Source organism: Ramlibacter sp. AN1133, assembly GCF_037890035.1.
Taxonomy (GTDB): Bacteria; Pseudomonadota; Gammaproteobacteria; order Burkholderiales; family Burkholderiaceae_C; genus Ramlibacter.
This window is the reverse complement of the sequence record NZ_JBBKTQ010000030.1, coordinates 1-13486: the sequence shown is the minus strand read 5'-3', so window position 1 is coordinate 13486 and position 13486 is coordinate 1. Positions and strand designations below refer to the sequence as shown.

12 protein-coding genes are annotated in these 13486 nt (G+C 65.8%); 3 read left to right on the top strand and 9 right to left on the bottom strand.

Going from position 1 to position 13486, the window contains the following annotated elements:
* Positions 1-52: 52 nt before the first annotated feature.
* Both WG923_RS26580 and WG923_RS26575 read right to left on the bottom strand, forming a co-directional pair.
* Positions 53-691 (bottom strand): hypothetical protein, encoded by a 639-nt coding sequence (locus WG923_RS26580; RefSeq protein WP_340354041.1) that lies wholly within the window; start codon positions 689-691, stop codon positions 53-55.
* Between the two features lie 119 nt (positions 692-810).
* Positions 811-1443, bottom strand: a complete 633-nt coding sequence (locus tag WG923_RS26575) for a response regulator transcription factor (protein WP_340354040.1) — start codon at positions 1441-1443, stop codon at positions 811-813.
* A gap of 287 nt (positions 1444-1730) precedes the next feature.
* Between WG923_RS26575 and WG923_RS26570 the strand changes: the two genes are divergently transcribed.
* Positions 1731-2114, top strand: coding sequence for a response regulator (locus WG923_RS26570; RefSeq protein WP_340354039.1), 384 nt, complete (start codon positions 1731-1733; stop codon positions 2112-2114).
* Here the strand turns inward: WG923_RS26570 and WG923_RS26565 are convergent, their stop codons facing one another.
* Complete coding sequence (locus WG923_RS26565) at positions 2115-3362, bottom strand: sensor histidine kinase (protein WP_340354088.1); 1248 nt, start codon at positions 3360-3362, stop codon at positions 2115-2117. It abuts the gene before it with no gap.
* 391 nt (positions 3363-3753) lie between these two features.
* Between WG923_RS26565 and WG923_RS26560 the strand changes: the two genes are divergently transcribed.
* Positions 3754-6438 (top strand): PAS domain S-box protein, encoded by a 2685-nt coding sequence (locus WG923_RS26560; protein WP_340354038.1) that lies wholly within the window; start codon positions 3754-3756, stop codon positions 6436-6438.
* Positions 6439-6656: 218 nt separating this feature from the next.
* Here WG923_RS26560 and WG923_RS26555 read toward each other — a convergent pair whose 3' ends face one another.
* The 5 genes from WG923_RS26555 to WG923_RS26535 form a co-directional block, all read right to left on the bottom strand.
* Entirely contained in the window at positions 6657-7550 is an 894-nt protein-coding gene (locus WG923_RS26555; RefSeq protein WP_340354037.1) for a LysR family transcriptional regulator, read from the bottom strand.
* Positions 7541-8311, bottom strand: a complete 771-nt coding sequence (locus tag WG923_RS26550) for a hypothetical protein (RefSeq protein ID WP_340354036.1) — start codon at positions 8309-8311, stop codon at positions 7541-7543. Before WG923_RS26550 ends, WG923_RS26555 begins: the two co-directional genes overlap by 10 nt.
* Before the next feature lie 1400 nt (positions 8312-9711).
* Positions 9712-10032, bottom strand: coding sequence for a hypothetical protein (locus tag WG923_RS26545; RefSeq protein WP_340354035.1), 321 nt, complete (start codon positions 10030-10032; stop codon positions 9712-9714).
* 187 nt (positions 10033-10219) lie between these two features.
* Entirely contained in the window at positions 10220-11524 is a 1305-nt protein-coding gene (locus WG923_RS26540; protein WP_340354034.1) for an MFS transporter, read from the bottom strand.
* Between the two features lie 102 nt (positions 11525-11626).
* Positions 11627-12250 (bottom strand): glutathione S-transferase family protein, encoded by a 624-nt coding sequence (locus tag WG923_RS26535; protein WP_340354033.1) that lies wholly within the window; start codon positions 12248-12250, stop codon positions 11627-11629.
* 311 nt (positions 12251-12561) lie between these two features.
* On the opposite strand from WG923_RS26535, the gene WG923_RS26530 reads away from it, so the two are divergent.
* Positions 12562-12750: a hypothetical protein gene (locus tag WG923_RS26530; RefSeq protein ID WP_340354032.1), complete on the top strand. Its 189-nt coding sequence runs from the start codon at positions 12562-12564 to the stop codon at positions 12748-12750.
* Positions 12751-13253: 503 nt separating this feature from the next.
* Here WG923_RS26530 and WG923_RS26525 read toward each other — a convergent pair.
* Positions 13254-13486: chlorhexidine efflux transporter (locus WG923_RS26525; RefSeq protein WP_340354031.1), on the bottom strand; the 233-nt coding region annotated here is incomplete at its 5' end.

Sequence of the window (13486 nt, the reverse complement as noted above, 5' to 3'; positions counted from 1 at the left end):
CTCGCGCCGCCCGCGTGAGCTCGCCAATGCGCTCCACCCGTTTGGACGCCGATCAGGTCAGGCCGAGACCTGCGAAGCTACTGAGTTCTGCGGACCGGTCCGGCGGCAGGGTCAGCGACACCTCCGTCAGTTCGCCCCCCTCGAACTCCGCGAGCACCACGCAGCTGCCCAAGTCCTTGCCGATGGTAGTCTGCAAGGCCTCGTAGGCTTCCGGCGCCAGTTGCAGCGTGCCCGGTGCGGCGCGCAAGGCCAGCGCCCGCACGCGCGCCCGCTCCCTGCCTAGCAAAATCATGAAATCCTGCCCAGCTGCGCTGCAAAGGGCGATCTGGCATCGGCCACTCGCCAGCGCCATGCGCAGCCGCGCGCGCGCCATCGCTCGCAGCAGCGCCACTGCCATTTGCAGCGCCGAGTGCGCGTCGGCAAAGCTGACAAACGCAAATGCATCGGTGCAGGGATCGAGCGTGCCATCGTGCTGCGGCGCCATCCTCGCCAAGCTGGCGAGTACGCCCTCGCGCTGGATGGGGCCCGACGACGGGCTTTCCACGCAGAGCAGCGTGCGGGTGGTGCTGCCGAACTCCGCCCGGCCCGAGCGTTCCTCGAACAGGCTGCGAAGCACATCGGGGACGAAGTGCTTGCGCACAAGGCCGTCGAATTCAGCCACCAGCAGACTCTTTTCTTCAGCGCAAAGCATGGGGACAGCCCTCCTCGAAGACCGCCTGTATGACACCATGACGGGTTCGCGCCTGCTTAGGTCAAATGCCGCCATTGCACCCGCCGGCGCTGGTGCCCGTCGTCGTCCTGGTTACAACTTCAGGGCCGCACCAGACCCTTGCGCACGGCATACAAGGTGAGACTGGCGACGTCCCTGAGCCCCAGGCGATCCATGATACGGGCGCGGTGCACGTCCACCGTCTTGGGGCTGAGGCCGAGGGCGAAAGCGATCTCCTTGGACGACTTCCCGCTGGCCAGCTGCGCCAGGATTTCGATCTGCCGCTGCGTCAGCTGTTCCTCCATCGCCGGCTCGGTGGGTTCCAGCAGCAGCTGCGTCACGCGCGAGTTGTAGTAGCTGCCGGTCGTGATCACGCCGCGCAGCGCGATCTCAAGTTCGATTTCGGGCGCATCCTTGCGAACGTAGGCATTGGCGCCACTCGCGATGGCCTGCTTGACCAATTCGGCCGACTGGTTCATCGACAGGACGATCACACGCAGCTGGGGATAGCGTTCATGGATGCGCCGCAACACGGTGATGCCATCCATGCCCGGCATGCTCAGATCAGTGATGACCACATCGGGATGCACCGATTCCAGCAGATCCAGCAGTCCAACTCCATCGCTTACCTCCGCGATCACCTGCACACCATCGATGGCATGCAACAACGCACGGATGCCAGAACGGACCAGCTCGTGATCGTCAGCGAGCACGACGTGGATCGCGTCGACCACGGGCATCATCGTTCGCACCTCGACGGGTCGAACCGGACACGAAAAAGTACTCCCATTGCAGGACTCCTGAGCGTTACACATTCCCAAGGCTGACGGCGAGCGCCTTTCAGAACGGAAACAGTCTTACTCTCCGCCGTCGAGCCCATCGTTAACCAATGAGCGTGTCTGTCTGCAAAGACAATTGGCAACCGTCCATCGCGAGCCGTACCCTGTGTCATCCGGCCCACCGGGGCCGTGCCCCGCTGGCGCAATGCCTTGCACCTGTTCCCTGAAGTCCATCCTTTTTCATGAACCCTATCCTTGTCGTCGACGATGACGAGAGCTATCGCGAACTGCTGGTGCTGACCCTGGAGGACCACTGCGAAGCGACCCAGGTGCACGGTTTTTCGGCCGCCGCGCCGCTCCTGCGGCACCTGGCAGGCGGCGCCGAGCCACCCTGCCTCGTGCTGCTGGATTTGCACTTGCCGGAGGTCCATGGGGTCGATCTGATCGACCAGATCCGTGTGCTGCAGCCGGCGGTGCCGATCGCATTCTTGTCGGGCGCCGCCGCCGCCGAGGCGCGCGACGCCTGCTTGGCCGCCGGAGCCTTCGCCTTTCTCTGTAAACCAGTGTCGTATTCCGATCTCATCCGGCTGCTGCAAGACTTGTTGCGCTCCCTGCCACGCGCGTAATCAGTTCGCCTCCGGGGAGCTGAGAGTGAAGCGAAAGGTCGCACCCTGCCCCGGGGCGGAATCAGCCCAGATCTGGCCCTGGTGCAGACCTACAATCCGCTTCGCCGTCGCCAGGCCGACCCCGGAGCCTTCGAACTCCGCGTCGCGATGAAGTCGCTCGAACGCTTGGAACAAGCGACCTGCGAACGCCGTGTCGAACCCGGCGCCGTTGTCCTCGACTCGGAAGATGGTCTGTCCGTCGGGCCCCCTTTCAGTCGCGAACGCGATTCGCGCGTGGGAACGCCTTGCCGTGAACTTCCACGCATTCCCCAGCAGATGCGACAGGGCGATGCGCACCAGCCTCTCATCGCACTCCTCCCACGCGTGGGGCACGCATTCGAAGCTGACGTTGCGTTCGGGCCGGCCCTGGCGCAGGGTGTCCATCAGCGAGCGCGCAATCTCCGCCACGTCGGTTCTAGTGCGTGACATGCGGGCGCGCTCCATCTCGGCGAGATACAACACGTCCTCCACGACCTGGCTTAGGCGGTGCGTCTCCTGCCGGATGGCCTTCAGGTAACGCACACCCCTGGCGTCGAGGCCATCCCCGTACTTGTCCAACAGCACCGAGCTGAAGCCGGCGATCGTGGCCAGCGGCGAACGCACTTCGTGCGCCACCGAGTGGCAGGAGGAGCGCAGTTGCGCGTTCGCGTCCTCCAGTTCAACCACGCGCGCCGCCAGCTCAAGGTTCGCGGCGTGGGCTTCCTGCTGCCTCTGACCCAATTCCTGGACGGTGTTCATTGCCTCCGCGTACGAGGAGAACAGCAGGTCGAGGATTTGTTCGCGGCCAGCCGTGATCTGGTGCATACGGCCATCAAACCCGATCTCGATCGCGCATTGCGGTCTGCGCCCGCGCAGCCTGCGATTTGCCAGCAGTAACGCGATCCGTGCCAGCAGAGCCCCGGGTTCGAACGGCTTGCGAACGAGGTCGTCGGCGCCGCAAGCCAGGGCCGTCAGCGCATCGTCGATCCGCCTGCCTGGAGTCAGGACGATCACGGGGATCTCTGCCAACGCTGCCTCCGCCCTGATCAACCGGCACAGCGCATAGCCGTCCATATCCGGCATGACCGCATCGGTGACAATCGCGGCCGGCCGCATGCGCCTCGCGACCTCCAAGGCTTCCGCGCCGCTGCCCGCGAGCGTCGCGAGGTAGCCTGCGGAGCTGATGGCCTTGCGCAGCATGGCCGCCTCCGTGCTGCAGTTCTCCGCCACCACGATCCGCGGCCGGGCGTGCTGCGCGCCAAGTATGTTCACGTTTGATTCATTCACTTCGAATTCGCGCGATCGCCGTCAGCGCTCCCCGGCTCCACTTCGAATAGTGGTCTCGTTCGGGTACGACCGCGCGGCTGCGGGTCGATCGTGCGCCCTGCATCGTAGCGTCACGGGCAACGGGTTGGACACGCCGCAAAGGTTGTACTTACCGGCGCGCGTCGCTTGCCTAATGGCAGTCACTACATGAGCTGAAGAAGTTCTTTAATGCCCTTGAGTGCCGTGAAACCGCGACAATCGCGCTTCGTCTTCGTTCTTGTTTATGCCCCGCATCGATGCGATGCAAGCTGCGAGCCCCGGCTCGCCGCTTGTACCCCTAGCGCGCGCCCCTGTGATGTCCTCATTCCTGTATCGCATGATTCCCGGGGCGCCGGACGAGGCTGCGGGTGCCATTCTGAACAGCGCGGTGCGCATGACGGGCCTCGGCTGCTGGACCTGCGACGTGGCCACCGGGAAGGGGACGCTGTCGCCGGAGGCGGCGCGCATTTTCGGCTTCGAAGGGCAGGCCTCCCTTGTTGCCTTCGCCACTTGGCTTCGGCACGTGCACCCCGACGACAGGATCATGCTGCCAAACATCGAGCAGCAGGTCCGTGCGGGACAGCGCACGTTCAGCTTCGAATACCGGTTTACCACCCCCGAAGGCGTCGAGAAACGGCTCAAGAGCGACGGCGAGGTGATCGTGAACGACAGGGGCGAGTTGCTGGCCCTGGCGGGAACCGTCCTTGACTTGACGGAGCATGCGACGCGGCGCGAAGTCCCGCTCGCCGTATCGGGACTGGTGCGGACGCCCTCGCAGCTGGAAACGGCTCACGAGTGGTTCTGGGAGCAGGACAGGGATTTTCGTTTCACGGGCTGGAGCGGCAGCGCACACCTCGGCGCCCCGCCGGCACGGCTCATTGGCTTTCGGCGCTGGGAGCTGCCCTATGCCGTGCCCCTGCGGTCCACCTGGCAAGAGCACGTCGAGGCGCTCCAGCGGCATCAGCCATTCCGCGAATTCGAGTACCGGCTCGGCCTGGGACCGCGGGCATTCTATGTGTCCACGAGCGGCGTGCCGGTGTTCGACAGCGAAGGGCAGTTTCTGGGCTACCGGGGCACCGCTCTGGACATCACCCGCCGCATCCGGGCCGAGGAGCAGGCGCGCCAGCGCAAGCTGCTGCTCGAACATGCTTCGCGACTGGGGCATCTCGGTGCATGGTCGTTGCGGCTGCCTGACATGGAGGCCACGTGGTCCGACGAGAGTCGTTCGATCCTAGGTTGCGGCAGCGACGACACGCTGTCATGGTTCGACGTCCTGCGCCTCCTCGAAGGACCTGCGCAGGTGGAGCTGCGTGGGGCTGTCCTCGACTGCATAGCCCGCGGGACGCGGTTCAGCATCGAGACTCGGGCGCAGACCCTGCGCGGGAAGCAGGTATGGCTGCGGATCATGGGCGAGCCCGAGCCAGCTCTGATGGGACCGGTTCGCCGATTGCTGGGCGCGATCCAGGACATCTCCGACAGGAAGGAAGATGAGGAGCGTCTCAGCGAGGCCAGGGAGCGTCTGACGGCTACTCTCGAAAGCATCACCGAAGGCTTCTTCACGGTGGACCGGCAGTGGCGGTACACCTACGCCAATCGCGAGGCCGAGAGGATGACGCATCGGACCCGCGAAGAGCTCCTGGGCCGCCTGTTGTGGGAGATCGTACCGTCATTTGCCGGGACCCGCTTTCAGCACGAGTATGAGCGGGCGCTGCGCGAATGCCGCAGCGTACACTTTGAAGAGTTGTTGCCTGACACCGGCACCTGGATGGAGATCCACGCCTATCCTTTCTCGCAAGGGTTGGCCGTCTATTTCCAGGACATCACGGAACGCAAGAAGGCGCGAGAAGCCCTGCAAGCCGGCGAAGAGCGGTATCGCATGCTGTTCGAGACCAGCATGGATGCGATCCTGCAGGCCGATGCCAGCGGGCGGGTGAGCGCCGCCAATGCTGCGGCCTGCGCCATATTCAGTCTCAGCCATGAACAGCTGTGCAGCCGCGGACGCCAGGGATTGGTGGCCGCGGACGATCCACGATTGGACAGCCTGCTGCAGGAACTGGAGGCAAACGGAAGGGCCGTCACCCAGCTCACTATGGTACGGGGTGACGGTAGTCGTTTCGAGGCGGAGGTCTCAGCGGCGCAATACCGTGCGAGCGACGGCAGGTCTTATACCAGCATGGTGCTTCGCGACATCAGCGAGCGCCTGCGGCAGCAGGCGGAAATCGTGTTGCTGAACAAGAGCCTGTCCGCCCGGGTGAAGCTGAGGACCGCCGAACTTGAGTCGGCCAACGCCGAACTGAAATCCTTCGCGCACTCGCTGGCCCATGATGTGCGTGCCCCCTTGGCGGTCATCGAGGGATTCGGAAGTCGCCTGCAGGCGTGCCTGCCTGACCAGGACTCGCGTGCGCGCCACTACCTCGCCAGGATGCGGGAAGCCGCGCACCGTCTGCAAACTTACGTCGAGGCCCTGCTCTCCCAAGCGCGCATTTCGCAGGCAGAGCTCCAGCCGTCTCTGGTGGACTTGAGCGCGCTCGCGGAAGCCATTCTCGCCGAGCTCAGGGAGCGGGAGCCGCACCGGCAGGTGCGCACCTTTGTCGAGCCGGGACTGATCGCGAGGGGGGACGCGACGCTGCTGCGGATCGCGCTGGAGAATCTGCTCGGAAACAGCTGGAAATACACGGGGCGAAGACCCCACGCGGAGATTTGCTTCAGCGCTGAGCGGCAGCCTGACGGAAGCTGCGCCTACTGCGTCAGCGACAACGGCGCGGGATTCAGCATGGCCTGCGCGCACAAGTTGTTCGGAACATTCCAGCGGCTGCATACGCACTCGGAGTTTCCAGGTACCGGCATCGGACTGGCGAACGTCCGTCGGATCGTCGCGCGCCATCGCGGCCGCATCTGGGCTGAAGCCGCCGAGGACCGCGGCGCGCGCTTCTGCTTTACCCTGGAGCTGGGCACGGCACCCTTGGCTGCGTCAAGCACGCGAACGCCCAAGTCGGATTGACTACCGCCAGGCACGCGAAGACCCCCTGCCGGCTGCGCGGTTGCCATTGCGGACCAACGAGGCATGCCGCGCCACGTCGCGCCAGGGAATTGCCACGCGCGCGCCAGCCGGTTCGCAGGGCGCCACCGCATCGTGGTTCTGCGCGTTCAATACGGCCTGCCGTGAAGCTTCAGGGGACAGGACGGCGCCCCGACAGCAGCCTCGCACGCGCGCACCAGCTATCGTTGTCCAGCGCCTGCGAGGAGTTGCAGCCACGCGCTGGCCGCATGCGAAAGGTAGCGTCCCCGCACCCACCCGAAACCGATCTGCCATGGAATGCGGGCATCTGACAGCCGCACGACCCGGGTGGACCGGTGCTGGAACGCCTGCGCCTGCTCACCCGGAACGAATCCCGCTCCCGCGCCCGATCCGACCAGCTCCAGCAGAAGCGGCAGCTGGCTGACGCGAGCCCAGATCCGAGGCTCGACCCCCGCATCCGCGAACGCGCGCAGGACCAGCGCGGCAGCGGGCATTTCATCCTCAAAGAGGATGAGGGGAACGGTCTCGAGGTCACGGCAGCTCACGCTATCCAGTCGCGCGAGAGGGTGGGCCGAGGGGAGCACGACAAACAGCTCGTCTACCACCGCGGGCCGGAAATCGATTCCGTTTCCCGCGGGCTCGAAGAGTGCGGCAACCTCGATGACGCCGGCGCGCAAGTGTTGGAGAAGCTCAGGTACCGAGTGCACCAGCACGCGCAGTTCCACAGCAGGGAAACTGCGCGTAAAGGCCGCGAACGCCGCTGCGAATTGCGAGCTCGTGCCCATTCCGGGAAAACCGACCGTGAGCCGTCCCGCGCGCAAGCCCTTGAGCGCATCGAGTTCTGTCCTGAGCTGGCTGCTCAGGTCCAGCAACTGCAGCCCTTTGTCGTAGACGATCCTCCCCTCGTCCGTGAGATCGCTGCGATTGCCCAAGCGCTGCAGCAGGACCGCGTCCAGGTCGTCCTCCAGATGCTGGACGGCCTTGCTGACGGTGGACTGCGTTGCAAACAGCACCTTGCCGGCGGCAGAGAAGCCTCCTTGCCTGACAACTTCGACAAAGAAGCGCACCCGGCGCAAGTCGAGATCTACCGGCATGTGCTACTTCGCACCCGAGGTGAAAGCGTGTTGGGATTCGCCGATCCACAGAGCCCGTTCCGCCTCGTCCACGAACAGCGCCGCTGCGGCCACCGCCTCGGCGGCGAACTCGTGCTTGCCACGTCGGTCTGCTCCCATCGCGTTGACACGCGTACCGGGAGCATCCAGCCGTGCTCGATCAGCGCCTGCCCGGACGGCGTGAGGGTGACCAGCACGCCGGCAGCCCCAGCGACGTTCCGCGGGCAATCCTTGACTTCGAATGCGAGTCCCAGCGCCACGACCTGGCGCCCGAAATCCTGCAGCCGCGAGGTGCAGGGGTCCCAGGCGCAAACGCGCTCGATCGGGCGGACCAGCAGTGTCGCGTCGAGCTGGAACATCGCCTGGCTACCGCAGCCGATGATGCCGAGGCTGGTGCTGTCCGGGCGCGCGAGGGCCTGGGTCGCGATCGCCGCTGCCGCGGCGGACCGCAGTGCCGTCAGATACACCGCGCTCACCAGCGCGACCGCGCTGCCGGTGTCTGCATCGAACAGGATCGCCGTTGACTGGTGGTTCGTGAGCCCGAGGGCCGAGTCGCCTGGCCAGCAGCCTCCCGAAGTCACCCCGAGCAACGGGCGTAGCACGCTGGCGCCGGCCTTGACGCCGAAGTCGGCGTCGCAACCGATTGGCTCGCAGATGACGGGATGAATATGCGCTTGGTCGCGAGCCTTCTCGGCGAAGACCGCTGCGACTGCGCACATCGCCTCCTCGGCTCCGTTCAACATGCGTGCATCGTTCTCGGAAAGTATCAGCATCCGCATACCCCGGCAGCCGCTCTCCGAGTTCCTCTTGTCTGGCGAGGCCGGACGTTCCCCCAGATCGCGGCAACGCCCGGACCACGTGTTCGTTCTCCGGCGGCAACGAGGATTCGAATCAGCCACGCGTGGGCGACATGACTCCTGCCTGTTCGCAGTGCACAGCGCTCCTTGTGCTTCGCGACGCGTGCATGCTTTACGCTGCGAACTTTGACTTCGCCGGCCGACGCCGTCTCCTCACCAGCGTCGAACTTTCGCATCGACGGCACCCGGATCCGCAAGCCTGGACATCGATGCCTGATTGGACGGCAGGTGCGAAGCCAATCGCACTTGCGGCTCGCAGTCGACCACCAGGACGTCAGCCACAGGAGGCGGCTGCGGACAGGCGCGAATTCGGCCGCGTCGCGAGCTGCGCCGAGGATCCGGACGTCTTCGATCACGCTGATCAACGCCCTGAGACCAGCATGTATGAAGGTATGGCCATCAGGAACGACGCCCCGGACCCGATCTGTGATGTGGCCCCTTGCAGCACCCATTTCACCCGCGGTCGGAACAGGCGGTGGCGAATGCATCGGGGACAGATTTCCGGCACGCGCCGCTGGGGATAGGGGAATTGAAGCGAGTTGCCCCGATCAGGACTTCGTTCATCACTCACCAACTGCACTCTCTTGTTGTTTTGCTCCCGTGCTTCGCACGAGGAGCAGTTCAGGTACTGCCAGCTGCTTCAAGGACGCCGGCCTGCTCGCCAACGGCAGCCGACGATTGTCTTAGGGCAACGCCGGGCATCGCATGAAAAGTTGGCATGCTCGCATTCACCAAAGGGAATGCGACCGTTGGAGCAACCATCCCGACAGTTCCAGTTTCGCCGGAATCCACATCGCGCGCGTCCGGAAAAGGTTGCGCCCAGTCCCGGGGTGCAGACCCGGGTCCAGAAATCGTTGTGTCTCCGTGGAGCGACGTGACTTCAAGGAACGCGGTGCATCTGGATCCGCGCCCCTGCGCCTGCTCGGCTCATGCCTCCATCCGACTGCACCATTGCAGCGCGCCGCATGAAGATCTCCTGAAATCCTCTGCATGCTACGGTCACGGCATCCGACCGAACAGACCCAGGCGAGCTGAAACCGGCCGTATCAGTTTCCGCGGCCCGCCGGCGTGCTGCCGTTTGCCGGTCTGGCCTCCCGGCATTGCCAACGGCCGGAGCCTGGGCCCAGGCTTCCCAGCATGGCATTGCCCGCCGAGAGCGGCGCAGGCTTTTCAGGCGCGTGACGTGCGCTGTTCGCCGAAGTGGCGGTCCGCGCACGCCCGTGCATTGACTCCGGCGCTGTCGCGCGGCGCGTCGGATGCCCTCAGCCTGCCGCCTTGGCGAGGAACTACGAAAGTAGACCGTTCACTGCATCGGGTTGCTCCTGACGTGCGACATCACGGGCCTCTTCGTGGATGCTGCGTGCGATCTTGCGATGCGCCGCGTGCAGCACTGCTGCTTTGGCGCGCAGCTGCCGCAGTCCTGGTTTCGAGCTCTGAAGAAAACCGTGCCCGCATTCTTGCGGCCGGCCGGTGCTCGTGAGTTCCCTGCCGCCAGGGCATTCGTACGTGTTGCTGTGCGTGTCGAAGCGGAAGTCCGGCCGACTGAATGTTCCATCGCTGCGAATCGATTTCCCCCACACGAGGATGTGCGGCTCCATCTTCTTCATCTTGACGACCCAGTCCAGGTCGGCGCAGCGCCCCAGGCGGTGTCGGCGACCAGGCACCTGGGGGCTAGACCGGAGCGCTACTCGACGCGCTCAATCATCGTCCGCGTCCATTCGACTGCTTCGTCGGGCGGGCGTGGTTTCTACATTCAAAATGATCCCGGCGTCCAGATCGATCAGCCACCCGCGCTCACGCCTGCGCTGCCCGAACCCGGCCCGCAACCACGCGCACGCCGCTGGGGGCGGCACGCCAGACGGCGAACGCCGACAGCAGGGAGCAGCCGATCGCAACCCAGAAAGCCAGCGTGTAGCTGCCGCTGCGGTCATGGACGAACCCCATGAACCACGGACCGACGGCGCCGCCCGCCAGTGCGCTGAGCATCAGGGTGCCGAAAATCGGCCCGTAATGCCTGCCCTCGAAGATCTCCGCGGGGATGGCGCCGACCACCGACGTGAGACCGTAGCCGATCGCCCCCTGCGCGAGGACCATCACATACAGCAGCGGCATTCCCGGATAGGCAGGCAAGGCGAGCAGCGCGAGGTAGGTGATGCAGAACCCCAGGTTGCCGATCGCCCACACGATCTCGCGGCCGATCCGATCGGACAGCCAGCCGAGCGCGATCTGCCCCGGCACGCCTGCAAGGCTCACCCAGCCGAGCGCCCAGGCGGCGTCTCTCGCGCTGAAGCCGGTCTCCGTGAGGTACTTGGTCTGGTGCACCTGCACCGCGTACCAGGAAAAGAGCGCAGCGAAGTACGCTACGGCGATCCACCAGAACCGCGCGGTGCGCATCGCGCGCGCGAGCGTCCAGTCGACGGCAGCCCACGTGGCGTCGACCACGTTCACCCGGCGGGCCTGCGCGGCCGCGGGCGTGTCCGCGTCCCCGTCGGGGGCTAGTCCGAGCTGCTCCGGCCGCTGCCTGAGCAGCAGGTTCAGCGGCGCCAGCACGACGAGTGCCAGCACGCCCAAGAGCGTGCAGCCGGCGCGCCAGCCGTTTCGCTCCACGAAGGTCTGCAAGGCCGGGAGCATGACGATCGAGCCGAATCCCACTCCGGCAAAGGCGACGCTGATTGCCAGCCCCCGGCGTCGAACGAACCAGTTCGGCAGGAAGAGCGCCTGGCCGGTGTAGCCCGTGAAGGTGGTACCTGCCCCCACCAGCATGCCGAGCGTGAGGTAGACGTGCCAGGGCTGGCCCGCGAACGTCGCGAGCAGCAGGCCCGCGGCCGTGGCGGCGACGCCGAGCTCCATCACAAGGCGCGGACCATGGCGATCCATCAACCGTCCAAGCAACGGGCTGAGCACGGCGGAGACGACGAAGCCGAACGAGAACGCGCCAGCGGTGACGCCGCGCTCCCATCCGAACTCGTCGAGGATCGGGGGAAAGAGCAGCGAGAAAGCAGTGCGCGCGTTCACGCAGATCGCCATCGTCACGAAGACGACGCCGACCACGATCCAGCCGTAGTAGAACGGCAGGCGCCGGGCCAGCTTCTCGATCACCCGGCGTCCCCTCGTTCAGGCTCGCTCAGCGCGTGCCGCACGGGCATCGACGCTTGCCGGTGAAACGTGCGCCCGCATCGGGTTGCGCCACCTGCGGCAGCCTCACACGCTCAACCCGTGCTGCTTCGCGACCGCGGCGTTGCGCGCATCCGCGCGCTGCAGGGCGGGACGCGCACCGAGCCGGTCGCAGTACGCGATGAATGCGGGCCTCGCCTCGAGCATATTGAAGCGCAGCAGGTAGCGCAGCGTGCCGCCGAAGATCACGTCGGCCATCGAGAAGCGGTCGCCCAGGAGGAACTCGCGGCCGGTCACCGCACTCTCCATTGCACGCAGCATCGACGCATGGTCGCCCCAACCCGCCTGCGAGGGCTTGAACTCCCATTGGGCTGCCTTCGCCATCGAGCCGGGCTCGATCACGGACGGCGCGAAGAAGGACCACCGCAGGTACGTCGCGCGCGCGACGTCGTCCGGTGCGGGCGCGAGCCGGCCCAGCGAATAGCGGTCCGCCAGGTAGAGCCCGATGGCCGCCGACTCGGTCACGACGGCGTCGCCGTCGACGAGGATCGGGAGCTTGCCCATGGGGTTCAGCGTGACGAGCTCAGCGGCCTTGTGGGCCCCTTTCATGATGTCCACGAAGTGAAGCTCGTACGGCACGCCAAGCTCCTCGAGCATCCAGACGACGCCCGCAGCGCGCGAGAAGGGGTGGTGGTAGAGCACGAGCGACATGGCGCTGACCTCTCTTTCAGGGGCGCAGTCTAGCGTCTGGACGGCTCGGCGAAGGTGGAGCTTCACGACGCAACGGCCGATCGTGGACCGGACCACCCATCCGCCGGATGCTCGGGCGTAACCCTGGGGCATTCTCGCACCGATGTGCGATTGCCCCTTGCGGCCAGCGGCGCACACTGCGGCACGCAGGATGGATGCCCGCATCCTGCGGGCGCCGCCCTGCGATCACCGTGAGGGCACCATGAACCCACGTCATTCGCTCACCGTCCTCTCTGCCGCGTGATCCGCCGTGCACCATCGCGCACTGGGGCGTGGCGGCCATCCTGATGGGCAACCCGCTCGCAGGCCAGGGCGCACTCCCCAAGGATGCCGCCGCGGCGCAAGCCGCAATCGACGCGGGCAGGCAGGTGCCGCCGAAGACGCAGCGCGAATGCGACTACATCGAGGCGGCTGCAGCCTATTACCGCGATTTCGCGACCCGCTGCGAACGGGCACGCTAGCAGTCACGTTCCGAGGCATTCCAGGCACACTGCGGGTAAGGGTTACAACGCGGGTGTGCGATCGCCCCTAAGCGATCCTGGAAGCCGGCACCGAAACGCACATCGTGACGCCCGGCCCCGTCCTGCCTGCCCGCGAACTGCTCGGCGAAATGCTGCTGGAGCTGCAGCAGCCTGCGGCGGCAATTCGCGAGTTCAAGGCTTCGCAGGTTCGCGAGCCGAACCGCTTCCTCAGTTTCTGCGGCGCCGCCCGCGCCGCCGAGGAATCCCGCGACGCGCCAAGGCGGGCCTGTCCTCTGGCAAGCTCGTGGAACTGGCCAACGGCGCGGCGCGCTTCGAGGAGGCGTCGAGTGTCAGCAGCTCGATCCACGATGCTCTCATCGGTCCACGTCTGATCAACTTCCAGCATGTTGCACCGGTATAGCTCGAGCAGAGCATGCGCTACCAGCACCATGTCTGCCTCCGAGCGGAGACAGCCGCCCAGTTCGAAGTTTCTTGCCGACGCGTCAACTGCCTTGGGAACTCACCACTGCCGATGCAGGCAGTCCAAAGGCTCGATCAAAAGCCCACGTGAACGCGACGGCGTAGGCGAAGAAGAATACGAGTAGCCCCAGATTGGCGACGAACGCTGCTGCGGGAGAAATGTCCAGCCACAGCGACATGACTGGAACGAGGATGACCGCCAGGCCTGCCTCGAAACCGGTCCCGTGTGCAAGCCGCCTGCCGAACGAGCGCCCGT